Source organism: Methanocalculus taiwanensis (genome assembly GCF_024372745.1).
Taxonomy (GTDB): domain Archaea; phylum Halobacteriota; class Methanomicrobia; order Methanomicrobiales; family Methanocorpusculaceae; genus Methanocalculus; species Methanocalculus taiwanensis.
Genome location: NZ_VOTZ01000002.1, coordinates 75067 through 99411, shown reverse-complemented (window position 1 = coordinate 99411; position 24345 = coordinate 75067). Strand labels below are relative to the sequence as shown.

The window sequence follows — 24345 nt, the reverse complement described above, 5'->3', positions numbered from 1 at the left end:
AGATGGTATTTTAAATGTTCTGGTGTTCAGAGAAGATAACAATCTCCAGCTATTACCCGCTCGATCTTGCCATTGTCTTTCCTGATAATCAGGGCGCCGTGTTCGTCAAGATCGATCGCTTCACCTTCAAAGGTTTTCTTTAATGTCCGTATCTCCACTCTGTGTTCAAGCGTACAGGAGAGGCTCTTCCATTCACGAATGAGGGCATCATATTCATTTCGTTCAACAAGAGCATAGCGACGTTCAAATTCAGTTAAGACTCGGGCAAGGAACTTAGCCCTGTCAACATCATATCCAAGCTCTTCTGAGATGGATGTAACTTCACGGTTTAAAGTCGGCATCAAATCTGAAACAGATACATTCACATCTATTCCGACACTGAGAAGGCAATAGTGGATGATATCCGCCTCAGCAGAAAGCTCCAGATGCATTCCCGCAACTTTCTTATCTCCGATGAATATGTCATTTGGCCATTTGATCAAAGCGCCGATATCATACTCTTTTCGGATAGCGCGTGCAACCGCCACAGAGGCTGCCATCATGATCATGTATGCACGTGCTATTGGAATTGATGGTTTCAGGACTATCGTTGTCCACACTCCCCCTGCCGGGGATGCCCATGAACGTCCGAGCCTGCCGATGCCGCCAGTCTGCTCCTCAGCGATGATGACAAGACCCTCTCCGACGTCATTCTCTATCTCACGCATCATCTGCTTGCCAAGCCAGATTGTAGAGGGGGTACTTATGGCATAATGAAGATCTGATCCGATTTTTTTTGTTTTCAGGTGGCGCTTTATTTCATATGGAAGGAGGCGTTTTGTCCTCTGTGCGACATGGTACCCTTCCTTTTGTGATGCCTCAATCTCATAGCCAAGATCACGAAGTTCCTGGATATGTTTCCAGACTGCGGATCTGCTGATGCCAAGCTCCTTGCTTATCTTTTCCCCGGAGAGCTTCTCACCGGTACGATCGAGAATCCTGAGAACATTAAACGCAGCGTTGGTCATTTCTATTACCTTTTTGAACTGATCTGTTCGGTCTCTATCGGGCATGGATCTGTTCCGCAAACCTGACGGAGAATAAATGACTGATGTTCCATTAATGTTGCAAGGTCGAAAATGCCAGTGATGTCAACGACCCCGATAGCACCGATTGCTTCCCCATCACTATCACGGAGAGGGGCTACCACAACCGGAACACCCTTATATGTGCCGGTCTCCGGCCGTCGCTTGATCAACCGATTTGTTGAAATCGCCTCCTCAAGCACCGGTCCCGTATAGACCCGATCAATAATTTTTCCCTCTTCAATACGGATTCCAGGTTTATCTGCTGATTTTCCTGTGACAGGGAGTCCTGAGACTATCGTGTGAATTGCCATTAAAACCGGCTCCAGATCATCTGCAGATGAATTACGGGCAATAGTATATTGATGCATCATTCAACACTAACAACCATACCTGCTCCAGCTAAAAGAAGTTTTCCTTTCTACAGGCACAGAAGCGGGTTAGAAATGTCCGGGACGGGTATTCATGGCATGTGGTAAGGATCACGCGGCCGGATCCTATCCTCTCTTCAATAATGACAGGGTGTCCTTCTCGCGTAACTGCCACCGGATATCCCTGATATCCGGTGAAATACCCGTCACATTCGAATGCATTGAGATCATAACCCTCCAGAAGAGAGGCGGATTCGGTCTCTCTTTGAATTGTTATGCTCCGGGAACCATATTCAAAATGATACCCGACTGGAAACGGCAGCCAGTCATAACAGTCGGGGATATCGCCTCCCCCGCCAAATACAAGGATCTCTCCGCCAGATTCAAGAAAACGCTTTATACGACTTTTTGTAGCCCTGAGAGCCGGCAGAACACGCGAATACTCCTTATTGGCAAATCCGGTCGGGATGATGAGCGAGCCAAATGATCCCCGATAGAAAGGGGCTGCAAGCAGCTGAGGTGTCACAAGCTCACAACAGCCGACACAGTCATCGATCAGCCGCTGAAACATAAGCTTATCCTCCCAGATGACAGCCGGGGACCCATTATTCATCCTTTGATCACCCCAAGCGGCATCAGAGTAGCAATGATCCTTGATAATCCTGCTTCATCAACAACGCGCACCACCTCTTCGCTTGGCTTATACATCGAGGGTGCTTCTTCGGCAATTGCATCACCTGATGGTGCCATAACGATAATGCCTTGTTTTTTGAGGTCAGCTGAAACCTCGCTTCCACGGAGTGCCTTCTTTGCGGCTTTTCTGCTGCCAACCCTGCCTGCTCCATGGCAGGTACTCCCAAACGTCTTCTGCATGGCGGTCTCAGTTCCCGCAAGCAGGAACGAAGCTGTTCCCATGCTTCCCGGGATAATCACCGGCTGGCCGGTATCCCTGTATTTCCCAGGCAACTCAGCCCGCCCCGGTCCAAAGGCTCGTGTTGCCCCTTTACGGTGGACGCATACGCGCTGGGTCTTCCCGGAAACAATGTGCTCTTCCCATTTGGCAATATTATGCGCGACATCATAAATGAGCGGCATCTCATTATAATCAATCCTGAAGAGAGATTCAAAGAGTGTCCGGAGATCATGGGTGATGATCTGCCGGTTTGCCCAGGCATAATTAGCTGCTGCAGCCATTGCTCCGAAATAATTCTGCCCTTCTGATGAGGTGAGCGGGGCGCAGGCGAGCTGGCGATCGGGAAGCCTGATCCCATACCGCTTCGATGCTTTTTCCATATTCCTGATGTGATCGGTACAGACCTGGTGCCCAAGACCGCGTGATCCACAGTGAATCATACAACAGATGGATCCCTCGGTAATACCAAATGCCTGAGCTGTCAGCGGATCATGGATTTTGGATACAACCTGAAGTTCAAGGAAATGGTTCCCCGATCCGAGGGTTCCGCACTGGGGTTCACCCCGTTTTCGAGCTTTCTCACTCACCAGATCGGGATCTGCATCTTTCATATGGCCATTCTCCTCACAGAGGAGGGCATCATCAGGGAGGCCGAGTCCCTCTTCGATCACATATGCCGATCCTCTGCCTAGTAGTTCATCAAGGGCAGAGCCACTGAACCTGAGCGAACCTTTTGATCCGACACCGGTGGGGATCTTCTTAAAGAGTTCTGTAATGATTGACGTTCTATCTGTGAGATCTCCGAGCGTCAGTGGTGTTGCGATAAGCCGTACGCCGCAGTTAATGTCAAAACCAACACCGCCGGGTGAGATGATACCTTCGTCCTCAGAGAACGCTGCAACGCCGCCGATAGGAAAGCCATATCCCCAATGGATATCCGGCATTCCAAATGAATGTCCGATGATCCCGGGTAATGTTGCGACATTTGCCAGCTGCCGGGCCGCCCCCTCTTCAAGTGCCTCTCCAAGAGTCTCAGAAAGAAAGAGACGCCCGGAGACACGCATATCCGGGACATATCCCAGAGGAACCTCCCATTCGTGAATGCCGGTAAGTGTTATTCCGCTCAGCATCAATGCTCACCTCATATATCAAAGATGATCTCAGAACAGATCATTGAATCCATCTCCCTGATAAAGAGGTCCGAGTATGATATCCCTTTGACTTCCCGTCCTCCTCCATGCCGCTCCGGATGAAATGTCTCACCTCGTATTGTGGCGTAGAGATCATTGCCGATGAAACAGACTGATGTTTCACAGACAACAAAGGATTCTACCTCAGAGATATAGAGGAGTTCTGAGAGAAAATCCCATAAGAGATCTTCAATATTATCTCCGGAAACTTTTAATTCTCTCTCCCTTTCTATCCTGCAATCTCCTGTGTACAGGATACTGAAGAGCGCAGACGAAGCTAGTGTGAAGAGCTCTTCATGGCTTTCTGCCCTGATGCGTATTCTGACATCAGCTGTATGCTCAAGCTCTTCAATACCCATCTGGTTGACCATAGCTGAAATATCTGGGAACCATCTGCATAGTGATCGTCTGGATCCATTTCACCTGATATCGTGAAACGTAGAGCATATAGTCTCCGATAGTGATCGGGATATCAGTGGATTTTGGATTTTTTATGGATGTTGGGAGGAGAATCGGACCTCCACATGATGTGCATACCCGGAAATCGCATCCCCGTTCTTGTATATACGCACGGACATCATCGTCCACGATGATCTCCGGTATATCATTTATCTCTCCAAACGGTCTCCTCATGTATCAGATTAATGGGAAGGGGTTGATTAAAATAGTTCTGTTAGAGCCAGAGCATTTTCAAAAAAAGGGCAATCAGGTTGACGCAACAACCCGGGTCATTACATCAAGATACTGTTCTTTAACTTCATAGATGCTGTTTGTTCCTTCGGCATTACGCCGAACATGAAGAATACCGATACGGGATGCAATGGTCCCGACCATTGATGCAACTGCTTTGATACTGATGCTAAACCTCTCATTCAATCGTGCATGGATTTCAGAGATGGTAAGTGAACGTATGCGTATGAACATTGAGAGTAGTTCTTTGCGAATGCCCGATTTGTCTCTTGAGAGGTACGCTTTTAAGCGTGCTTCGATCTCCTTTTTAATCTCCCCCGCTGAGAGCATACAGTGTATACTTCTTTGTTAATATATATAAGTTTCGCTTTTATTCTTTTAAAAAATTGACTATTAAGCAAAAAGGGTCGATTGAAATCTCTCTTATATCGATGAGTAATGATGTATCATTATTGTATTAATAAATATGCTTGTAATATTTATGCGTACAAAAATGACAATTTTTTGTTCACTTTGTATTATTTTTCATGGAATCATATGTAGTTTGTATTCTCCAATAATATTTGTCAGTGTATCTCCTCTCCCCGAAAAACGAAAAATTCGATCACAAAGAATAAATCTAAGATTCTGCATTCATCCAGGTGGTGTAAGCATTGACAGATTATCGCTGTACAATCTGTGGAGAGAAAGCAGTTGGTTGTCAGGTATATGGCTGCTCTGGATCATATGTCTGCCTTCTGCATGCGGATGCACATCTCCTGAACTTAAAGCCAGGAGAAAGGAAGGAATGGGGAGCCTGTTATTTCCTCAGGTTTTTGGAATCTGACACTGATGAATGAGGTTTATCTCACAAATCAGTTTACAAGTCTCCGCTTCATCAGATTGAGCCCGATGATAAAGAAGAGCAGGGCGACAAGAAACACCCAGAAGATATTGTAAATGAGCATCGGGGAGAACTCTGACATCGTAATCGCCCTGTTGACATTGACGACATTTGCAAGTGGCAGAAAGCCAAAAGCAAAGTACTGGAGTGTCTGCGGCAGGATGCCAATAGGAAAAAATGTGCCTGAGAAGAGGAACATCGGGGTGATGAAGAGGAATGCCGGATAGTTGAGGGCGTCAATACCCGGGGTAACTGCCGTGAAACAGATTCCAATAGCCGAAAACAGGAGTCCGGCAGGGAGTGCAAACGGTATCAGCAAAAGGGATGTCGGCATATCGATCACTCCGAAGAGGAAGAGAACCGGGATCATAAAAGCCGCATAAATCGTCCCGCGTGTCGCCCCCCAGAGAATCTCCCCGGTTATCACATCTTCTATCGAGAGAGGCGTTGCGATCATCGCATCAAATGTCTTCTGATAGTACATCCGGACATAACTCGAATAGGTGCATTCAAAGAATGAAGAGTACATCACCGATATTGAGACAAGAGCAGGTGCAATGAAGACAGGGTATGGGATACCATCCACATCCTGGATCAGGGCACCGACACCATATCCAAGGGCAAGGAGATAGAGTACCGGCTCAACGAATGGCGGGATAAAATTCACCTTATATGTTTTAATAAATGCATCGAGGTTTCGCCGCCATACAGCCAGCGAACCTCTTGAAATCTCAGTTAAACCTCCGTACGCCATAGCTCACTCCCTTAATGTCCTCCCGGTAAGTTTCAGGAATACATCCTCCAGGGTTGCACGCCTGACAGTAATCCGATCAGAACAGCCTGCCTGCATCAGTATATGTGCAATGGATCTGGAATCCTCTGCCTGGACCTGAATAGTGTCCCCGAATATATCATATCCGATATCCTGAGACTGGAGGCACGAGATCACCTCCTGACTTGAGAAAGCCTCAACGATCTCCTCCCCGGCATATTCCCTGATGAGCGCCGCCGGGCTTCCTTCTACCAGTATTTTCCCGGAATCCATGATAACAAGGCGGTCACAGAGCCGCTCAGCCTCATCAAGGTAGTGTGTGGTCATCACAAGAGTACATCCAAGAGATTTAAGATGACGGAGTTTCTCCCAGATAAGGTGGCGTGCCTGGGGATCCAGGCCGATTGTAGGTTCATCCAGGATCAGGAGTTCGGGGTCATTTATCAGCGCACGTGCAATGATCAGCCGCCGCTTCATACCGCCTGAGAGTGTCTCTATCGGCGCATCCATTTTATCTGAGAGCTGCATGAATTCAAGGAGCCCGATAGCCCGCTCTTCTGCCTGCTCGCGCGGGATACCGAAATATCGTGCATAGATGGTGAGGTTTTGGAAAACAGAGAAGTCGGGATCTGGATTATTCTCCTGCGGAACCACTCCAAGCCGCTGCTTGATCATCCGGGAGTGCGTATCAGGATCCATCCCAAATACCAAAAGATCTCCACGGGTTCGTTTTGATACGCAGTGGATCATCTTCATGGCAGTTGTCTTTCCGGCACCGTTTGGACCGAGAAAACAAAAAATTTCACCTTTCTGAACAGAAAAGCTGATGCCGTCTACTGCTGCAAGAGTACCAAAATATTTTTCAAGGTGATGTGCAGCGATTATCTCCATAGGCGCTCTGCCTCTTGTGCAAACCTCTTGTTTGATCACTTATGACAATTCTGATCCTCTCATATGCCAGAACGTTCAAACAATCTGATAGATACCGTTTGAGGGATACGAACCCGACACTACAGGAGAGCATATGAGCTGGCAGGATATTGCTATTACGATCATCACCTTCCTTCTTGCAGTCATGCTTCTCCCCCAGCTTCAGGATGTCCTTAGCCGGGGGGCGGTGGTGAACTTCTTTACTGCGAGTTTTACAAGTCTTCTTGCATATATTCTCAGCTTTATCTTTGCTTCCCTTGGACTCTGGATATCGGTGATTGGCCAGACCACTGTTGCATCGATATGGTTCCTCCTTGCGTATTTCTCAGTCAGAAATGTACGGAATGATCAGTATCCTGATAAATCGCTCTTCTTTGTGGCAAAGGATTTTCTCTCGGTCTGGATGATGGGAACTGCCTTTGCTATCTCTGGCTTTGTACGAAAATTCATCCGATAAGGTGGTTTCACCCGGTTCGCCCTCGCGCAAGCGAGATCACAACCCCGATTATGCAGAGCACTGCATAGATGATGAATGCCGATCTCTGGGCAAGAATAAAACCCGGTGCCTGTTCAGTTCCAATCGTAACAGCACCAATGAAGACGGTGAAGAGAAAGAGGGAAATTCCCATTGACATGACCATTCCAAACTGCCGCATTGTCGCAATCGTGCCAGAAGCAACCCCATATTCTGTCTTTTGAACAGATCCCATTACCGCATTGGTATTTGGGGATGAGAAGAGGGCAAACCCAAAGCCAAGGAAGAGGAGAGCCAGTATGATGATCGGAACCATTGTATCTGCTGAGACTCCTGCGAGAATAAAGAGGCCGATTGCATTCAGTCCCATCCCGGCTGATGCGATGATTCGCGGCTCTATCCGATCAGAGAGCCTTCCTGCCCATGGAGAAAAGAGCACCTGCATCAGCGGCTGGCTTACAAGAACCAGTCCGGCAGATTGTGGATCAAGTCCCTTGATGATCTGGAGATAAAGGCTGAGCAGGTATCCGATTGCAAATGTGGCACTATAGTTGATCAGGGCTGCGATATTTGAGAAAGTAAATACACGGTTATTTTTGAAGATACGGATATCGAAGATTGGATTTTGTATCCGCATCTCATGTGAAAGGAAGATTGGGAGGAGGAGGAAGAAGAGGATGATCGATACCATCCCTTCCAATGAGGTGATCGAGGTGATCCCAAATATCCCACAAAATACCACTCCTGCATAGAGAAGGGCCCCCGCAAGATCGAATGGAGGTGCATCGTCATCTGCCCAGTCCACAGTTATCCAGCGTGTGACAGCGAAGATGATGAAGATACATAATGGCACGAGAATGAAGAAGAGGCTCCTCCACCCGAGATAATGCGTAAGTACTCCCCCAATGACCGGACCAAGCGAGAGGCCGGCATAGACGCCGGTTACATTGATCCCAAGTGCCCTGCCACGTTGCTCTTTTGGAAAGACTGAGGAGACGATCGCAACCGATGTTCCGAAGATGCAGGCGCTTCCAATACCCTGCATTCCACGGAGCGCTATTAAAAATGGAAATGAAGGGGAGAACGGGATGAGAAATGATGTAATTCCGGTGATTGTGATTCCGATAAGAAAGATCTTTTTCCTCCCATAAATATCGCTCAGCTTTCCAACAGGGATCAGGAACATAGCCGAACACAATAAAAATATCGTAGGAATCCAGCCGATCTGGATTGCATCAGCTGAGAATTCTGTTGCAATCTGCGGGAGGGCGAGATTGACCATTGAGCCGATAAATGGTGTCAGAAATGATCCCAGTGTCGAAATAATAAGGATTAAGCGCAGCCATGAACGATTGTCTAATGAGTCTTCCAAAATAAATCAATAAAGGTGTATGAATTCGGAAACGATTAATCCATGGTATCCTGTCCACCCACATCTTTTTATAGTGTTCACGACAACACTAGTATAATGCGTGGTGGATGTTTTTTCGCCGGTGAATGCTTTTATCTCCGGTAGCGTAGCATCTTCCGTTTTCGCAGACATTCTTCTGAAGTCTTCCTCCAAAGCGGAGGCTTTCTTTGGTTTTTATCGTTTTTTTAGCTACGCCTGAGGACACCAACGTTTAATCTGGTGTCAGAAGGCAGTATGTGTGTTGTGGTTATACTATGCATGGAAAAGATATTCGCATGGAACGGATCATGGATCGAAAGTCAGGGAAGATGATCATCGTCCCGCTCGACCATGGGGTATCGCAGGGTCCTATTACGGGCTTAATAGACCTCTGTGGAACTGTTGATGCAGTTGCAGAAGGCGGGGCAACCGCAGTCCTTGGCCATGTCGGCCTCGCACTACACGGGCACCGTCGATCAGGAGAGGACATCGGGTTGATCCTGCACCTCTCCGCCAGCACCTCGCTTGGACCTGATCCAAACAACAAGGTGATCGTGAATACTGTCACCCAGGCACTGAAGATGGGAGCAGATGCGGTCTCGGTGCATGTAAATATTGGTGCCGACTCTGAGGCATCGATGCTTGCAGATCTGGGGAGAATATCGATAGAATGTATGGAATGGGGAATGCCCCTACTCGCAATGATGTACCCGAGGGGGAGGAAGATATCTGAAGAAAACGGATGCGAATACGTAAAGCTTGCCGCACGTGTGGCATCAGAGCTTGGTGCTGATATTGTGAAGACGGTGTACACTGGAGATCCGGATTCATTCCGCGAGGTAACAGAGGGGTGCAGCGTACCGGTTGTTGTTGCCGGGGGCTCTAAGATGAATGATCTGGAGATGCTGAAGGTGATCGAAGGGTCTATGATTGGAGGTGCAGCTGGGATCTCGATCGGAAGAAATGTATTCCAGCATAAAAATCCAAGAGCCTTCCTGCATGCGGCACGGGCGGTGTTGATGGAGAAGAGAACTGCACAAGAGGCTCTGGAGATAGTAAGGGGGAGCTGAATATGATCGGAAAAGAGATACGTCTTGAAAGAATTATGGATCGAAACACCGGACGGGCGGTTATTATCCCGATGGATCATGGATTTACCCTCGGACAGATAGAAGGATTGCTTGATATGCAGAAGGTGGTCGATGAGGTGAGTGCCGGGGGAGCAAATGCCATTATACTGCATAAAGGGATGGTCAAAGGAGGACACAGGAGGCATGGCCGAGATATTGGCCTGATAGTGCATCTTTCAGCAAGTACTTCCATGAATCCTGATCCAAATGACAAGGTCCTGATATGTACTGTTGAAGAGGCCATCACTCTTGGCGCTGACGGGGTATCAATCCACATCAATCTTGGTGCCCCCCAGGAATCCCGGATGATCGAGGCAGCCGGCATGGTTTCCAGAGAATGTAGCCGGTGGGGTATTCCACTGTTGATCATGATCTACCCGCGTGGAGAAGGGATTGATCCAAATGATCCCCGTGCAGTAGCCCATTGTGTCAGGGTGGCAGAAGAGCTTGGTGCTGATCTCATTAAGACGAATTACCCAAAAGATAAAGACGCGTTTGCACAGATCGTCGCAGCCTGCTCGGTTCCCGTGCTTGTTGCCGGTGGTGAGAAAGGAGGGGATATCGACTCGCTGATGATGATCGATGATGCAATCGGCGCAGGTGGTGCCGGGGTCTGCATGGGTAGGAATGCATTCCAGAGAGAGAATACCACCTCCTTTGTTGGTTCAATCTGCCGGGTTGTGCATGATCGTGAAAACCCGGGCAAGGTTCTTGGGAGGCTCTCATGAAAGAGTTCTGGGTCGATATCCGTCCCTGGAACAAAGAAGCTGCACTTGCTGCAATTGAGGGAGGGGCAACGGCGCTTCTCCTCAATAGCAGGGAAGAGGCCTCGAATCTCGCAAGAATATCCATCATATCCTCTGATGGCGATCTAATTGAAGGAAAGGATTTTCACAGAATTGAGATCAGAGACAAGGCAACTGAAGAGCGGGCGGCCGAATATGCAAAAACGGCCCGTGTCGTTGTCAGCACAACCGACTGGACCGTAATCCCTCTTGAAAATCTTGTAGCTGTATCAGATCGGATCATCGCAGAAGTCACTGATGCAGGGGAGGCAGCACTGGCTCTGGGCATCCTCGAGAAGGGTGTTGGCGGGATCCTTCTCGCATCACAGGATCCACAGCAAATTCGCGCGGTAGCTACACTTCTTGAAGGTGATGGTGGTACCATCCCCCTTATTCCCCTGACAATTACCAGGATTGTGCCGGTTGGTGTAGGGGATAGGGTCTGTATAGATACCTGCTCCCTCTTTGATGAAGGAGAAGGGATGCTGGTTGGGAATACCTCTTCCGCCCTCCTCCTCGTTGCTGCTGAGACCCTTGAGAATCCCTATGTCTCTCCCCGTCCATTCAGGGTGAATGCAGGAGCAGTACACATGTACATCCTCTCGCCTGATGGGAAGACCCGCTACCTCTCTGAGATTGGATCCGGGCAGACCGGATGCGCAGTCACAGGCGCCGGGCAGATCCGGACGGTCTCTGTCGGGCGCGTGAAGATCGAGCGCCGCCCACTCATTCTTGTGGAGGCAGAGTATGAGGGGCGGGTCGCAAGTGCTGTCATCCAGAATGCAGAGACGGTCAGGCTTGTCGGAGAAGATGGTGTTGCAAGAAGCATTGTTGAACTCAAAGAGGGGGATTTGGTGCTTGGGCATCTGATGACCGGAGGACGGCATTTTGGAGTTGCCATCGATGAGACCATCCTTGAGAGATGAGGGGCGCACCGTTGGAATAATCGGCGGAACCGGCCGGATGGGGTCTCTCTTCAGAAGGATCTTTGAGGTGTTTGGCTGCTCTGTGGAGGTGATCGGCAGAGCTCCCGCTTCTGAGTATCAGGAGCTAGCCAGAAGATGCGGAGTTGTGCTGATCACCGTTCCCATTTCCGTAACAGAGGAGGTGATCAGATCTTTAGCACCGGTCCTTGAGAATGACCAGCTTATTGCTGATCTCACCTCCATCAAGCAGAGGCCGGTTGCAGCTATGCTTGAATCAGCTGCCCAGGTGATCGGCCTGCATCCGCTCTTTGGCCCGAATATGGCAACAATACAACATCAGAAGCTGATTATGACCCCTGCGAGGGCGGATCCAGAGACACAAATCTGGCTACAAGGGATATTTGAAGAGGCAGGCATGCAGGTTCACCTGACAACCCCCAAAGAGCATGACAGGGCAATGGCAGTCACACAGGGGGTTATTCATCTCCAGAGCATTGCCCTGGCTCAGACGCTCAGGAGCATGAATTGCACACCAGAGGAACTCCTCCCTTTTGCCACTCCAAATGCCCATGCAACATTTGCATTCATGGCAAGGACACTCTCACAGGACAGCAGCCTGTATGGAGGAATTCTGCTTGATAATCCTTCAGTTAAAGAAGCGATATCTGCCTATTTTGCAGCTGTTGAGGAGATGCAGAATATGATAATCCGGCATGATCCAATAGAATTCAGGCAGGTTTTTGAGAAGAATGCTGCCTTCTTATCCTCATTTACTGGAGATGCTATTCCACTCACCGACCACCTCCTCGATCAGGTGGTGAACGAATGGTGATCGCAGTCCTTGGACCTGCCGGAACCTTTAGCCATGAGGTAGCTGTTGCACTGACCGGAGCCGAGCCGCTCCTTCTTCCGACCATATCGGCGGTCTTTGTGCTTGCTGAGAAAGGAGAGGCAATTGGCATTGTGCCGATAGAGAATAGTGAGGCAGGTGGTGTCGGCCCGACCCTTGATGGGCTCTGCCGATATGACGTGAAGATCACCGGGGAATGTTACCTCCCGGTACACCATACCCTTGCCTCATTTGTTTCAATAGAAGAGGTGACAGAGATATATGCGCATCCCCAGACACATGAGCAATGCAGTGAGGCATTCGATCGCCTGGATCTGCCGGTGATCCATACAAGCAGTAATGCAGCCAGTGCGCTTAAGGCACAAGAGAACAGGCAGGCTGCTGCTGCCATCTCTGAGGCTGCGGCAGCATATTACCGGATTCCAATTATCCTCCGCAACCTCGAGAACAGCACTACAAATACCACCCGTTTCATCAGGATCGAGAAGAATGGATATTCGGGAGAGGATGCCGTAAAATGCAGTGTATTGATAGATCCCATGAAGGATGTTCCGGGTCTTCTCCATGCATTGCTGAGCCCTTTTGCTGAACGAAAGATCAACCTCTCCCGGATCGAATCAAGACCTTCAGGAAGGGGGATAGGCAGCTACCGGTTCTTCCTTGACTTTGAGGCAGGGGCATTGGCAGAGGATGCTATCAATGAATTAAAGAAGACCGTTCCCATCCGGGAATTTGGTTGTTATCCGAAGCTTCTGGTGCAGATATGATCGTAAAACTCAGGAAGATGAATACACCGGTTGAGATACAGGTGAGGGCTCCGCCATCGAAGAGCTATACACACCGGGCATTCATAGCTGCCGCTCTGGCAGAAGGTGATTCAAACATCATTGAACCACTGATTGCAGAAGACACCCTCCTCACCCTCAATGCCCTCAAACAGCTGGGTGTTACAATTGAGGAGAGCGAAAATGGAATCATCATTCACGGGACCGGAGGCGCTCTCCATCCGGGAGAAAAGATCAAAATTGATCTGAAGAATTCAGGGACGAGCATGCGGCTCCTCGCCTCGGTTGCATTGCTTGCGGATCGGCCTGTGATCCTAACAGGAAGCGAAAGGATGTGTGAGCGTCCTATTGGAGATCTCGTCTCTGCATTGAATGCAATCGGGGGGCAGGTCAGGTATCTTGGCAGAACCGGCTATCCTCCGATTGAAGTATCGGGGCGGATTCTTGGTGGGAACGTTCTGATATCTCCTGAGATAAGCAGCCAGTTCATCACCTCGCTATTAATGGCAGCACCATATGCTGAGGAGGATCTCCACATCTCGCTCCGGGGTAGGTCTGTATCTGCCAGCTACCTCGATATTACCCTCGACCTTATGGCTTCATTTGGCATATCTGTCAACGTCGATGCAGTGAAAACGTTCCAGGTTGGATGCGGGAAGCCATTTGCAGGAAGAAGCTATGAGGTTGAAGGCGACTACTCGTCTGCGTCCTACTTCTTTGCGATCGCAGCGGTCTGCGGGGGGGAGGCTGCGGTAACAAACCTGAAACCAACATCTCCTCAGGGAGACCGGCAGTTCCTCTCTCTCCTGAGGGATATGGGATGCACGATCTCCTCTCTTGAGGACGGATACCACCTCATCCGGGATAGCCCGCTCACCGGGATCACCTGTGACATGTCCGGGATGCCAGACACCGTCCAGACATTAGCAGCAGTGGCACCGTTTGCCAGCGGCACGACGATGATCCGGGGGATTTCACATCTCAGGCATAAGGAGAGTGACAGGATAGCGGCAATCGAACAGGTATTGTCTGGTTTTGGGGCCGGTGTAGCTACAACCGGGGATTCTATGACAATCACTCCCGGGGAACTTCACGGAGGGATAATCGATCCGGCAAATGATCACCGGACTGCGATGAGCGGAGCAATCCTTGGCCTTGGTATTGGGGACATAACAATCCTGGATGCAGAATGTGTCAGTAAATCATATCCAAAATTCTGGGATGTCCTGAAAGGTGCGGACCTATGGAACGGTATGTCTTAATCGGGCTTCGGGGATCTGGAAAATCTGCTATCGGGAGGAAAATGGCAGAAAAACTCCAAATTCCTCTGTATGATACGGACAGATTAATTGAGGAGAGGGGAGGGCGGAGCATCCCGGAGATCTTCTCATATTCTGGAGAAGTTATATTCCGGCAGATGGAGCGGGAAGTGATCTCATCGCTTCCGGATGGGCCTGCTGTTATCGCCACTGGTGGCGGTGCGGTGATGGATCCGGAGAATACTCGCAGGCTCCGAAGGCGATCACACATCATCCTCCTGACAGCAGATGAAGAAATCCTTCACTCCCGGATACAGGGGAGCAGCCGTCCGGCACTCACCCATCTGTCGGATCTGGATGAGATTCGCCATCTTGCCGGGGTGCGGATGCCGGTATTTCGCGGTCTGGCCGATCTCTGCATTGACACCGGCTCGCTCAGGACTGATGAAGCCGCAGCCAGGATCATCCATCTGAATGGGATGCGAAGACGGAATCCGGAACTCTTTGCTGAAACCCTGGCAGCAATCAACCAGGATACCCAGGATAATCTCATCAAATGCCCGCTTATCTTTGGGATCACAGGAAACCCTGTCTCCCATAGCCGGAGCCCCCACCTCTACAATTCATTATTCCCCGAGTATGCAATACCCGGAAAATATCTCTTTCTCCCGGCGAATTCGGCAGAGGATGCAATCCGGATAATGCGTGGCCTTGGAGCGAAAGGGCTATCTGTCACGATTCCATTCAAAGAGATGATGATCTCCTGTATCGATGAGCCGGATGCGGATGCTCATGCTATTGGCGCCGTCAATACTGTTTTATCCTGTAACGGGCGGCTCTATGGACACAATACTGACTGGATCGGCATCTGTTCCCCCATACGTGATCTTCGTGGAGGGAATGCCCTGGTGGTGGGTGCAGGGGGAGCAGCCGCAGCCGCAGTCTATGCCCTTCAATCGCTTGAGATGGATGTTACCATCTCAAACAGAACAGAAAAGCGTGGTGAGGTGCTTGCAGAGCGGTTTGGATGCAGGAGTGCACCGCTCTCCTCTTCGATAAACGCCGATCTAATCGTCAATGCGACCCCTGTCGGGATGAAGGAGCGTGACCACTCTCCGGTTCCATCCGGATTATTGAAACCCGGTGTCACAGTCTTTGATCTTGTCTACACTCCCCCGATGACCCCGCTTCTCAGGGAGGCTGAAGCGGCGGGGTGCCGTATTATATCGGGGACAGAGATGTTCATCCATCAGGCACGCGCCCAGTTTATACTATTCACGGGAATCGATCCCGGAATTGAACGGATCCGCGAGGTGCTCTCATGAATACCTTCGGCCGCCTCTTCTCCTGCACCACATTCGGCGAGAGCCATGGCCCTGCACTCGGAGTGGTCGTGGATGGCTGCCCTCCGGGCATACCGCTCACAGAAGATCTGATTCAGCCATACATGGAACGGCGGCGGCCGGGCCGGGATTCGACCATGTCGCCACGGGCAGAACCGGATCATGTGGAGATCCTCTCCGGAGTATTTGAAGGCAGAACCACCGGGATGCCGATAGCGATACTGATTCCATCAGTTGCACAGAGAAGCGGTGATTACGACTCTCTCAGATCGGTATTCCGTCCGGGACATGCGGATTACACGTACCATCTGAAGTACGGGCACCGCGATCACCGGGGTGGCGGGCGGAGCTCAGGGCGGGAGACGGCGGCACGTGTGGCTGCGGGTGCAGTTGCATTCCAGTGCCTTTTCAATCAGGGGATCTCGATCCGATCCCGCATACTGGAGATTCATGGAAATTCCAATCCCGATCAGTTCGAAGAGGAGATCCTTGTGGCAAAGGAGCGCGGCGATTCAGTCGGCGGCATCATCGAGCTTTTTGCTGAGGGTTGCCCTACAGGGCTTGGGGATCCGGTCTTTGGAAAACTGGATGCTGCCATTGCAGGTGCGATGATGGGGATCGGATCGATCAAGGGAGTTGAGATCGGGGAAGGGTTTGCTGCTGCACGGATGTCTGGGAGTGAGCACAATGATCCCATGCAAAAGAGCGGCTTTGCCACAAACCATGCCGGAGGTATCCTTGGTGGCATCAGCAATGGCGACCCAATAGTTATCAGGTGTGCTGTCAAGCCGACACCCTCGATCTCGCTTCCGCAACAGACGATCAATTCGGAGGGTGAGGAGGTCGAGATATCAATAAGGGGGCGTCATGACCCCTGTATTGTGCCAAGGGTCCTTGTCGTTGCCGAATGCATGCTTGCACTCGTGCTTATAGATGCAGTTCTGATGCAGAAGAGGTTCACTGGCTTTTGAGCAGGAGCCTGATAATCTCTCTCATCTCCCTGATATGGTACTGCCCCAAAGCAGTCGCATTCCCGGCATGGCAATAGGCATATCCTGATCCCATAACAAGGAGCAGGGGCCTGAGCCATGCATACCCGGAGCCCATAATCGATACGCAGATCGGTTTTTCCGCTTCAATGGTATATCCAAGGAGTGTAACTGCATCTTCGTTCTTTTTTGGGGAGACGACGATCTTTGGTATCTCACCATATGTTCGGAGCTCTTGTTCGCAGAGAGAGAATTGATCGGAATCTGGCATCTCTTCAGTATGATATGAGGCGATGATCGTCTTCTTCAGTGACCGTACCCAGTCTGCATGAAGAGAGAACCGCCGCTCGATATCCACCATATCTGCATAGGGAAGGAGGAGTTCAATGCGGCGTTTCCATTCATCTGCATCTCCGGCAAAGCGGCCACCTTCATCAGTACTCCTGATTGTAAGGAGCAGCAGCCCATTCCATCCGGATCTGATTGCCTGAAGGTCTGCTGGCGTGCAGGCCTCCATCAGGTCAAGCCGCAGCTCAATCGCCCAGGGATCTTCTGCTGCTGCGACATCAAATTGAGAGAGGTCATTGATTGATATGATATACTTCATCTGAAACCACCGCCAGGAAAGGGGCCTGTTGTGATTCCACCCCATGAAATTAAGCGGATATCATCTTTGAGCTGATCGATGGTGCCTCCTGAAAGAGCTGAGATATACGCCTGGCATATAGCCGCGGCATATTCTTCAGTTCTGGAGCGGAGTTCAATTCCGAGGATTGCAATTCCGGCATCAAGGATCAGATCCAGATGATCGATGAGGCAGGTCTCAACGGCATTTCCTATAATTGTTCTGCACCCGCCATCCACCCTGATCGGAAATGATCGCCCTGTCTGATCCATGATAGCTGCAAGATGCGATCCGGTACCTGACGGACAGGGGTATCTACCATATGCAATACAGTGTTCGGTGATCATCGCCGGGACCGATCCCTGCACAAAGAATTCAACCACTTCATCATCCCCGATACAGAGGCTTTGAAGTTCTGCAAGTGAAATCTCTCTTGAGAGGGCAACTGAGTTGTGTGATGGTTTGAGTGCTTCCAGCGCAGAGTGATTGGTGATATTCAGTGCTGAAGATCCGGCAATTGCCATCTCCGGAACACGTGCCCGCACTGCCTCAGAGATACCCACACCACCGACCATCACTCCATTGATTCCGGCAGCATACAGATCCCCAAGAAGTGGCAGGGCTGCATCAAGGAATTCCCTTCGTGTGATATCGGGAAACTTCCAGTAACAGGCTGCATCATGATGATGGCAGAGTTCCTTCACTACACTGAGTTCATCCAGGATTGCCGCCTGCCATTCCGGGATCTCTAATTTCTCCCTCCGTCCACATGAGGCAAGCGCAGCCCGGGGCTCAAAATAGATCCTTTTACATCCGCCTGCAAGTGCACCCCTCACCTGATCGATTGAGTCGGCATAGGTGGCGATCACCGGGGGATCGGATCGCCTGACAGCGGGGGTTCTTCTCTCTTGTCTAAAGAGCCCGAGTTGCTTCCTTGATTCTTCCACTTCCCCGGGAGCGGGCTCAGCAGATTGGATCAGGGCGTTTTCTGCTTCGGAAAGAAGCTCTCTCCTGAGTGCGGTTATCTCCTGTATGGGAAGGAAGAGCCCACCATCATAGTGCAGCTCTTCGATAACAGCCTCAAAGTGTGTCTCACCTGTGCGGGTTAAGAGATTTGAGATTGTTTCCGCAGTCAGCGGCCGTGTCCTCGCCTCTGCCATCGGGGAGGCAGACCGTGCGGTGACTATAAGATCCTCTCCCTTCATCCCCCTGAGATGTCCAGACACAGAGAGATACCCCTCATCCATTCCAATGAAAAGCGATATCCTGACCTTCCTGCCGCTTCCTCGTCCAAAACCTGCGATAATTGCTGCGGCTGCCTGCTCCACAGAGGCACGCCTGTTGATCGCAACCTCCATCCCCCTCTTCACGGGAACAGGGACCCTCACCCGCATCCGTCCGCTTTCAATTCGAAGATTGGTCCGGATCTCACAGCCGATATCTTCCTCTCCTTCTTTTGAGAAGACGATCCCATCCCCTCTCTCCGGGTATGGCGCTATGAGATCCCCGATGACTGCCTCCCCGCGCTCACGATCATACCACTGGACGGCTCCAAATCTGACACCCCGGTTATCAGGGCGATCCAGAGAGACAAATCCTGATCCAATTGCGCCAAAGAGATGTCCCTCAGTAAAGCCGCGATTAAATGCAAACTGTGCTGAGAGGAGTTCCACCGGATCGGGTGAGAATATCCCGGATTGAATCTGATCAAGTGCCTTCCGGTAGATCGAGGTGACGGTTGCCACATATTCAGGGGATTTCATCCTCCCTTCAATCTTGAGTGCCGCAAAATCCATCATCTCAGGTAACCGGGGATATGTAGCGAGATCCTGGGGTGAGAGGAGGTATGCCCAATCTCTCTCCTCTCTATCCGGAATTATTCTCTCAAATCGATCTACTGATCCGATGATCGGCATGTACTTCCGGCGGCATGGCTGGGCACAGGTACCCCGATTTCCGCTTCGCCCGCCGATGACTGAAGAAAGAAGGCATTGCCCGGAATAGCCCATGCAGAGGGCCCCATGTGCGAAAAGCTCCAGCCCTATGTCCAGCGCCTCTGCCTCATGCTGTAGACTCCTGACTTCATCGATTGAGAGCTCCCGCGCCAGGACGACACGGCTGATCCCATGTGCTTTCGCATACCTGAGTCCTTCGATGGAATGGATCGTCATCTGGGTTGAGGCATGGAGGTTGAGCTTTGGCACAATCTGGCGTGCAATCGAGAGCACCCCATGATCCTGGATCAGTACAGCATCAGCTCCTATTTTGTAGAGGAAGAGGAGATATTCGGCCACAGCAGGCAGTTCATCGTCTGATACGAGGGTATTGACGGTAACATAGACTCGTATTGAACGGGCATGGGCATCCTGTATGGCCTGTTTAAGTGTCTCATCATCGAAGTTTGCAGCATATGCCCGTGCGCCGAAGCGGCTGCCTGAGAGGTAGACCGCGTCTGCTCCTGCTGCAACAGCAGCTTCAAATGCCTCACGGGATCCGGCAGGTGCCAGAAGCTCGGGGATGTGGGTCCTCCTCTCCATTATGCATACTTTTGGCACAGATGGAGATAAAAAGAGGGGATTACCGGATATCGACCCGGTCACCGGTGACCATGTAATGGATCTTCTCGGCGGTCTTGCATGCATGATCCGCACACCGCTCAAGATACCGATCGATGAGGAGGTATGTTGCGCAGTAGGGGATGGTTCCTGGATCTTCTTCCATGATCCTGATACAATCCTCATAGATGGCATACCGCATCTGATCAATTACATCATCACGTTCAGAGAAGCCACTGATCATCCTAAGATCATGGGTTCTGAAGGCGGTGATTGCGTCTTCAAGCATCGATATTGAGAGCGCAGCCATCTCCGGGAGCCCGACCATATCATGAATGTGAATGCCGCGAGGGAGCTTGTAGGTGCAATGGCAGATATCTTTTCCATATCTTCCGATCCTCTCTGATGAGTTGATCAGGTTCATACAGCAGGAGATAGTCCGGAGATCTGATGCCACAGGCTGGTTGAGTGCAATTAACATGAGCCCTTCTTCTTCGAGCTGGTCGCTTTTTAGACCCAGTAACACCTTTCTTGGAACCATTATCTGCTGATGCATCTCGGGTTGCCCATCTGAAGTGCCGCAGGAAATGCAGTGGCTTTCCATGCCACCGGCAATCTCACATGCCAGCTCCCGATCCAGGGATCTGAATGCTTCAAAGGAATCACGGAGCATCTTTAGCGCAAATATGCTGTATTTCCAAACCGATATCTGGTACTCCTCAATTTCTTTGTGGAAGTGATCTTTCATCATTATCATCCGAATCTCCCGGTAATATAATTCTCAGTCAGCTCTTCCTTTGGACGTTCGAAGATAACCGACGTTGTATCGAATTCGATTAATCTCCCCATGTACATAAACCCGGTGTAATCTGATACACGTGCTGCCTGTTGCATATTATGGGTAACAATGACAACCGTATACTCTTCCTTAAGCTCGGTGATGAGGTTTTCTATCTTCGCTGTTGCTATCGGATCCAGGGCCGAACAGGGCTCATCCATCAGAATGATATCAGGATCAACAGAGAGTGTCCGTGCGATGCAGAGGCGCTGCTGCTGGCCCCCTGAGAGACCACGAGCAGCATCGTGGAGCCGATCCTTCACTTCTTCCCAGATAGCTGCTCCTTTCAGGCTCTTCTCAGCGATTGCATCAAGCTCTTTTCTATCTTTCATCCCGTGAACCTTCGGTCCATAAATGACATTTTCATAGATTGATTTCGGGAAGGGGTTTGGCTGCTGGAAGACCATGCCGATCCTCTTCCGAAGCTCCACAACATCGGTTGATCGTCCGGTTATTTCTTCCCCATGATAGAGTATTGAACCTGATAAGGAACAGTCCGGGATGAGATCGTTCATCCTGTTGAAACATCGGAGGAGCGTGGATTTACCACATCCGGATGGACCAATCAATGCGGTGACCTTGTTTTTCGGGATCTGTATATCGACATCGATGAGTGCCTGTGTTGATCCGTAATAGAGATTGAGTGTTTGTGTCTCCAGTGCATTATTCTGTTGTTTCATGGGTTTTTACCACCTGACTGTCTTCTGTGCATGCCTCCTCATCAGGATTGCAACTGCATAAATGCCAGTGACAAGGACGAGGAGAACAAGGGCTGTTCCATATTTTTGCGTATCTGCACCCGGTACGTTGGTTGCCAGGATAAAGAGGTGATAGGGGAGGGCCATCACCGGCTCAAAGACTGATGTCGGGAGATATCGTTTTGAGAAGACGACGGCAGTGAAGAGGAGCGGTGCAGTCTCTCCTGCAGCTCTTCCGATACCGAGAATTGTCCCGGTCAGAATGCCCGGAGCAGCAGCCGGGAGTACAACCCGTAAGATGGTATGCCAGCGGGTTGCACCAAGTGCCAGGCTCCCATGCCTGAGGGAGTCAGGTACTGACTTCAGTGCTTCTTCACTCGTCCTGATTATTGTCGGGAGTATCATCAGGGTAAGGGTGATCTGTCCGGCAAGGAGCGAAACACCAAGGCCGACAAAGATCACAAGGAATGCAAATCCAAAGAGGCCGAAGACGATTGAGGGTGTACCATTTAAGAGATCATTTCCTGCCCGAATAATCCTGGTGAGCCGGCCTTCGAGGGTATATTCATTCAGGTAAATTGCAGCGCCAACTCCAATTGGAAGAGCTATTGCAATAGCGCCGATAACAAGGTAGAGTGTCCCGATGATTGCAGGGAAGATACCGCCGGAACGGCCGAGATTGCGGGGCCCTTCTGTGAGAAACTCCCATGTGATTGCGGGGAGTCCGTTTGAGACAATATCGAAGATGATCGCAACAAGTGCAAAGAGAACAAGAGCTGTTGCAGAGGTGACTATAGCAAAGGCAATCTTCTCTTTTGACTGTCTTGAGAGGATTCTTAATCCGCCATAACAGAGTGCAAGTATAGCTGTAAGAATGGCTATTCCGAAAATGCCAACAACCTGATAGGAGAATAAACACAATCCAGCCAGGATAACCAGGAGGAGTATTGATTTAATCTGGTTTTGATGATCATGAGAGAGGAATGGCGCTCTGGAACTGCCGATCTGCCCCTCCCGAATCCGCGCCAGGATAACTGTTGCAGAAAGGTTGACGATCAGGGTGATCAGAAGAAGTACAAGCGCCATTCCAAATAATGCGTGGTAATGCGTGCTTCCTATTGCAACCTCCCCCATCTCAATTCCCAGTGTGGCGGTGAGTGTCCTGATCGGTGAGAGGATATTATAGATCGGATCAGGAATGATGGCTGCATTTCCTGTTACCATGAGCACTGCCATCGTCTCGCCGATTGCCCTGCCAAGACCAAGTATTATTGCAGCTGTGATGCCTGATAGGGCAGATGGGATCAGAACGCCGGTGATCGTCTGCCACCGTGTTGCTCCAAGGGCAAGAGATGCAGATCGAAAGTCTTTTGGAACACTGCTGATTGCATCCTCTGAGACAGACACAATAGTCGGCAGGGCCATGATCCCAAGGATAATCGATCCTGCAAGCCATGTGGCGCCTGAGGAGAGATCAAGTGAGATTCTGAGCCAGTGTGTCAGGACAACAAGACCAAAAAATCCATACACAACAGATGGAATGCCTGCCAGAAGTTCGATTGCGGGCTTTACTGCCTCACGGAATTTTGGAGGTGCAACTTCTGCAATGAAGATAGCAGATCCGATCCCAAGAGGAACAGCAATTGCGATAGCTCCGATGGTGACAAGAATGGTTCCGATGATCAGGGAGTAGATGCCATAGCTTGGGGTTTCACTGGTTGGTGTCCAGATCTCATTGAAGATGAATGCAGGAATACCAATCTCAAGGATTGCAGGAAGGCCTTCTTTGAGAAGAAAGCCGAGGATAAGAATTATAGTAATGACTGCGACAAGTGCTGTTCCAAGCCAGATACCACTGATTGCCTTCTCTTTATTCTGTCTGGTAAAGAGATCAGTAATCTGGGATTCACATCTGTTCTTCTGCATAATGATCAGAAAAAAGAGTTAAAGAATTGGCACAAAGCCTTCTTTTGAGACGATCTGCTGTCCTTCTGCACTCATCAGGAAATCCAGATAATCTTTGACAAGACCGGTTTTTGGGCCGTTTGTATACATGTGGAGGCTACGGGCGATCGGGTAGGTTTTATTCTTCACATTATCAATCGTTGGTGCAACGAGCGTGCCATCCTTGTTGATGCTGATTGCTTTGACGGTTGTGTCGATATAGCCAAGCCCGACATAGCCGACTGCATCAGGTGTCTGGGCAACAGTCTGTTTGACTGCGCCGTTGGAGTTGAGTTCCTGCTGGCTTCTGACGAACTCTTCCTTCTTCATGACCTCGTCATAGAAGAACTCACGGGTTCCCGATGCACTATCCCGACCAACCACAACGATTTGGCGATCACTGCCTCCGACATCCTTCCAGTTGTTGATCTCCCCCTTGTAGATTGTTTTGATCTGATCAAGTGTGAGCGAGGAGACCGGATTCTCAGGGTTCACGATGAGTGCAATCCCATCAACTGCTATAACATGCTCAACAACTCCCGGATACTGCTCCATCTCAGATGATTTGATGTCACGGGATGCCATTCCGATATCGGCTGTTTTCTCGCCAACTGCCTTGATACCGACACTTGATCCTCCCCCAGAGACGAGAATCTCATCATTTGGATGTTGATCCATATAGGCATCGGCTGCTATCTGCGCAATAGGCAGGACGGTTGTCGATCCGGTGACTGAGATCGAGCGTTGTTCAACTGATGGGTCGCTGCCTACACAACCACTCACAAGGGCTGCTGCAAGCAGGAGAACTACTGCTCCGGCGAGGAATGCCGAAGATGATCGAATGCTGAATGAACGAGTCATCGATCATCTGTTGGGTAGAAAAAACTATGATAAATCCTGATAGAGAATAATGATCAATCAGAAAGTATATGTGTATATA

24 protein-coding genes are annotated in these 24345 nt (G+C 50.1%); 9 read left to right on the top strand and 15 right to left on the bottom strand.

The window, feature by feature from the left end:
• Positions 1-26: 26 nt before the first annotated feature.
• The 8 genes from FTO68_RS01375 to FTO68_RS01335 all read right to left on the bottom strand — a co-directional run bounded on the left by FTO68_RS01375 (position 27) and on the right by FTO68_RS01335 (position 6774).
• Positions 27-1007, bottom strand: coding sequence for a biotin--[acetyl-CoA-carboxylase] ligase (locus FTO68_RS01375; protein ID WP_255331562.1), 981 nt, complete (start codon positions 1005-1007; stop codon positions 27-29).
• A gap of 5 nt (positions 1008-1012) precedes the next feature.
• Positions 1013-1435 (bottom strand): DUF2111 domain-containing protein, encoded by a 423-nt coding sequence (locus FTO68_RS01370; RefSeq protein WP_255331664.1) that lies wholly within the window; start codon positions 1433-1435, stop codon positions 1013-1015.
• A 31-nt stretch (positions 1436-1466) separates the two neighbouring features.
• Complete coding sequence (locus FTO68_RS01365; RefSeq protein ID WP_255331561.1) at positions 1467-2048, bottom strand: hypothetical protein; 582 nt, start codon at positions 2046-2048, stop codon at positions 1467-1469.
• Entirely contained in the window at positions 2045-3478 is a 1434-nt protein-coding gene (locus FTO68_RS01360) for an RtcB family protein (RefSeq protein WP_304364177.1), read from the bottom strand. Before FTO68_RS01360 ends, FTO68_RS01365 begins: the two co-directional genes overlap by 4 nt.
• Before the next feature lie 11 nt (positions 3479-3489).
• Positions 3490-3909 carry an archease gene (locus FTO68_RS01355; RefSeq protein WP_255331560.1) on the bottom strand — a complete coding sequence of 140 codons (420 nt, stop codon included), beginning with the start codon at positions 3907-3909 and terminating at the stop codon, positions 3490-3492.
• A 334-nt stretch (positions 3910-4243) separates the two neighbouring features.
• A complete protein-coding gene (locus tag FTO68_RS01345) occupies positions 4244-4558 on the bottom strand; it encodes a DUF2551 domain-containing protein (protein WP_255331558.1) in 315 nt (104 codons plus the stop codon).
• Between the two features lie 524 nt (positions 4559-5082).
• Positions 5083-5865 carry an ABC transporter permease gene (locus FTO68_RS01340; RefSeq protein WP_255331557.1) on the bottom strand — a complete coding sequence of 261 codons (783 nt, stop codon included), beginning with the start codon at positions 5863-5865 and terminating at the stop codon, positions 5083-5085.
• A gap of 3 nt (positions 5866-5868) precedes the next feature.
• Entirely contained in the window at positions 5869-6774 is a 906-nt protein-coding gene (locus tag FTO68_RS01335) for an ABC transporter ATP-binding protein (protein ID WP_255331556.1), read from the bottom strand.
• 133 nt (positions 6775-6907) lie between these two features.
• On the opposite strand from FTO68_RS01335, the gene FTO68_RS01330 reads away from it, so the two are divergent.
• On the top strand, positions 6908-7270 hold the full coding sequence (locus FTO68_RS01330) for a hypothetical protein (RefSeq protein WP_255331555.1): 363 nt from the start codon (positions 6908-6910) through the stop codon (positions 7268-7270).
• A gap of 7 nt (positions 7271-7277) precedes the next feature.
• Here FTO68_RS01330 and FTO68_RS01325 read toward each other — a convergent pair whose 3' ends face one another.
• Positions 7278-8660: an MFS transporter gene (locus FTO68_RS01325; RefSeq protein ID WP_255331554.1), complete on the bottom strand. Its 1383-nt coding sequence runs from the start codon at positions 8658-8660 to the stop codon at positions 7278-7280.
• Positions 8661-8953: 293 nt separating this feature from the next.
• Between FTO68_RS01325 and FTO68_RS01320 the strand changes: the two genes are divergently transcribed.
• Genes FTO68_RS01320 through FTO68_RS01285 form a run of 8 tightly spaced genes read left to right on the top strand, consistent with a single transcriptional unit; the run spans position 8954 to position 16727 of the window.
• Positions 8954-9748 (top strand): 2-amino-3,7-dideoxy-D-threo-hept-6-ulosonate synthase, encoded by a 795-nt coding sequence (locus FTO68_RS01320; protein ID WP_255331553.1) that lies wholly within the window; start codon positions 8954-8956, stop codon positions 9746-9748.
• A 2-nt stretch (positions 9749-9750) separates the two neighbouring features.
• A complete protein-coding gene (locus FTO68_RS01315; RefSeq protein ID WP_255331552.1) occupies positions 9751-10536 on the top strand; it encodes a 2-amino-3,7-dideoxy-D-threo-hept-6-ulosonate synthase in 786 nt (261 codons plus the stop codon).
• Positions 10533-11519, top strand: coding sequence for a 3-dehydroquinate synthase II (locus tag FTO68_RS01310; protein WP_255331551.1), 987 nt, complete (start codon positions 10533-10535; stop codon positions 11517-11519). Before FTO68_RS01315 ends, FTO68_RS01310 begins: the two co-directional genes overlap by 4 nt.
• Positions 11497-12351, top strand: a complete 855-nt coding sequence (locus tag FTO68_RS01305) for a prephenate dehydrogenase/arogenate dehydrogenase family protein (protein ID WP_255331550.1) — start codon at positions 11497-11499, stop codon at positions 12349-12351. The genes FTO68_RS01310 and FTO68_RS01305 overlap by 23 nt, the downstream gene beginning before the upstream one ends.
• Positions 12345-13136 (top strand): prephenate dehydratase, encoded by a 792-nt coding sequence (locus FTO68_RS01300; RefSeq protein ID WP_255331549.1) that lies wholly within the window; start codon positions 12345-12347, stop codon positions 13134-13136. Before FTO68_RS01305 ends, FTO68_RS01300 begins: the two co-directional genes overlap by 7 nt.
• Positions 13133-14416: a 3-phosphoshikimate 1-carboxyvinyltransferase gene (aroA, locus tag FTO68_RS01295; protein WP_255331548.1), complete on the top strand. Its 1284-nt coding sequence runs from the start codon at positions 13133-13135 to the stop codon at positions 14414-14416. The genes FTO68_RS01300 and aroA overlap by 4 nt, the downstream gene beginning before the upstream one ends.
• The gene (aroE, locus tag FTO68_RS01290) at positions 14398-15738 is read left to right on the top strand and encodes a shikimate dehydrogenase (protein WP_255331547.1); all 1341 of its coding nucleotides are present in this window, start codon (positions 14398-14400) and stop codon (positions 15736-15738) included. Before aroA ends, aroE begins: the two co-directional genes overlap by 19 nt.
• A complete protein-coding gene (locus FTO68_RS01285) occupies positions 15735-16727 on the top strand; it encodes a chorismate synthase (RefSeq protein WP_255331546.1) in 993 nt (330 codons plus the stop codon). Before aroE ends, FTO68_RS01285 begins: the two co-directional genes overlap by 4 nt.
• On the opposite strand, the gene FTO68_RS01280 is transcribed toward FTO68_RS01285, so the two are convergent.
• From FTO68_RS01280 to FTO68_RS01255, 6 genes are read right to left on the bottom strand one after another with little or no spacing between them, the layout of a single operon-like run.
• Complete coding sequence (locus tag FTO68_RS01280; protein WP_255331545.1) at positions 16714-17352, bottom strand: type I 3-dehydroquinate dehydratase; 639 nt, start codon at positions 17350-17352, stop codon at positions 16714-16716. The two genes, FTO68_RS01285 and FTO68_RS01280, sit on opposite strands and share 14 nt — an antisense overlap.
• On the bottom strand, positions 17349-19907 hold the full coding sequence (locus FTO68_RS01275; protein WP_255331544.1) for a U32 family peptidase: 2559 nt from the start codon (positions 19905-19907) through the stop codon (positions 17349-17351). Before FTO68_RS01275 ends, FTO68_RS01280 begins: the two co-directional genes overlap by 4 nt.
• A 40-nt stretch (positions 19908-19947) precedes the next feature.
• Complete coding sequence (locus tag FTO68_RS01270; protein ID WP_255331543.1) at positions 19948-20676, bottom strand: phosphate signaling complex PhoU family protein; 729 nt, start codon at positions 20674-20676, stop codon at positions 19948-19950.
• 2 nt (positions 20677-20678) lie between these two features.
• Positions 20679-21443, bottom strand: coding sequence for a phosphate ABC transporter ATP-binding protein PstB (gene pstB / locus FTO68_RS01265; protein ID WP_255331542.1), 765 nt, complete (start codon positions 21441-21443; stop codon positions 20679-20681).
• Between the two features lie 6 nt (positions 21444-21449).
• Entirely contained in the window at positions 21450-23387 is a 1938-nt protein-coding gene (gene pstA / locus FTO68_RS01260; RefSeq protein WP_255331541.1) for a phosphate ABC transporter permease PstA, read from the bottom strand.
• Between the two features lie 18 nt (positions 23388-23405).
• Positions 23406-24266: a phosphate ABC transporter substrate-binding protein gene (locus FTO68_RS01255; RefSeq protein ID WP_255331540.1), complete on the bottom strand. Its 861-nt coding sequence runs from the start codon at positions 24264-24266 to the stop codon at positions 23406-23408.
• Positions 24267-24345: the final 79 nt, after the last annotated feature.

Bases quoted from the DNA above. Each gene is read 5' to 3' on its own strand.
- FTO68_RS01255 (WP_255331540.1), bottom strand. From the start codon at position 24,266: ATGACTCGTTCATTCAGCATTCGATCATCTTCGGCATTCCTCGCCGGA.
- pstA (WP_255331541.1), bottom strand. From the start codon at position 23,387: ATGCAGAAGAACAGATGTGAATCCCAGATTACTGATCTCTTTACCAGA.
- aroA (WP_255331548.1), top strand. From the start codon at position 13,133: ATGATCGTAAAACTCAGGAAGATGAATACACCGGTTGAGATACAGGTG.
- FTO68_RS01315 (WP_255331552.1), top strand. From the start codon at position 9,751: ATGATCGGAAAAGAGATACGTCTTGAAAGAATTATGGATCGAAACACC.
- FTO68_RS01280 (WP_255331545.1), bottom strand. From the start codon at position 17,352: ATGAAGTATATCATATCAATCAATGACCTCTCTCAATTTGATGTCGCA.
- FTO68_RS01305 (WP_255331550.1), top strand. From the start codon at position 11,497: ATGAGACCATCCTTGAGAGATGAGGGGCGCACCGTTGGAATAATCGGC.
- FTO68_RS01300 (WP_255331549.1), top strand. From the start codon at position 12,345: ATGGTGATCGCAGTCCTTGGACCTGCCGGAACCTTTAGCCATGAGGTA.
- FTO68_RS01310 (WP_255331551.1), top strand. From the start codon at position 10,533: ATGAAAGAGTTCTGGGTCGATATCCGTCCCTGGAACAAAGAAGCTGCA.
- FTO68_RS01355 (WP_255331560.1), bottom strand. From the start codon at position 3,909: ATGGTCAACCAGATGGGTATTGAAGAGCTTGAGCATACAGCTGATGTC.
- FTO68_RS01340 (WP_255331557.1), bottom strand. From the start codon at position 5,865: ATGGCGTACGGAGGTTTAACTGAGATTTCAAGAGGTTCGCTGGCTGTA.
- aroE (WP_255331547.1), top strand. From the start codon at position 14,398: ATGGAACGGTATGTCTTAATCGGGCTTCGGGGATCTGGAAAATCTGCT.
- FTO68_RS01345 (WP_255331558.1), bottom strand. From the start codon at position 4,558: ATGCTCTCAGCGGGGGAGATTAAAAAGGAGATCGAAGCACGCTTAAAA.
- FTO68_RS01330 (WP_255331555.1), top strand. From the start codon at position 6,908: ATGAGCTGGCAGGATATTGCTATTACGATCATCACCTTCCTTCTTGCA.
- FTO68_RS01320 (WP_255331553.1), top strand. From the start codon at position 8,954: ATGCATGGAAAAGATATTCGCATGGAACGGATCATGGATCGAAAGTCA.
- FTO68_RS01360 (WP_304364177.1), bottom strand. From the start codon at position 3,478: ATGCTGAGCGGAATAACACTTACCGGCATTCACGAATGGGAGGTTCCT.
- FTO68_RS01275 (WP_255331544.1), bottom strand. From the start codon at position 19,907: ATGGAGAGGAGGACCCACATCCCCGAGCTTCTGGCACCTGCCGGATCC.
- FTO68_RS01370 (WP_255331664.1), bottom strand. From the start codon at position 1,435: ATGCATCAATATACTATTGCCCGTAATTCATCTGCAGATGATCTGGAG.
- pstB (WP_255331542.1), bottom strand. From the start codon at position 21,443: ATGAAACAACAGAATAATGCACTGGAGACACAAACACTCAATCTCTAT.
- FTO68_RS01270 (WP_255331543.1), bottom strand. From the start codon at position 20,676: ATGATGAAAGATCACTTCCACAAAGAAATTGAGGAGTACCAGATATCG.
- FTO68_RS01365 (WP_255331561.1), bottom strand. From the start codon at position 2,048: ATGAATAATGGGTCCCCGGCTGTCATCTGGGAGGATAAGCTTATGTTT.
- FTO68_RS01375 (WP_255331562.1), bottom strand. From the start codon at position 1,007: ATGACCAACGCTGCGTTTAATGTTCTCAGGATTCTCGATCGTACCGGT.
- FTO68_RS01335 (WP_255331556.1), bottom strand. From the start codon at position 6,774: ATGGAGATAATCGCTGCACATCACCTTGAAAAATATTTTGGTACTCTT.
- FTO68_RS01285 (WP_255331546.1), top strand. From the start codon at position 15,735: ATGAATACCTTCGGCCGCCTCTTCTCCTGCACCACATTCGGCGAGAGC.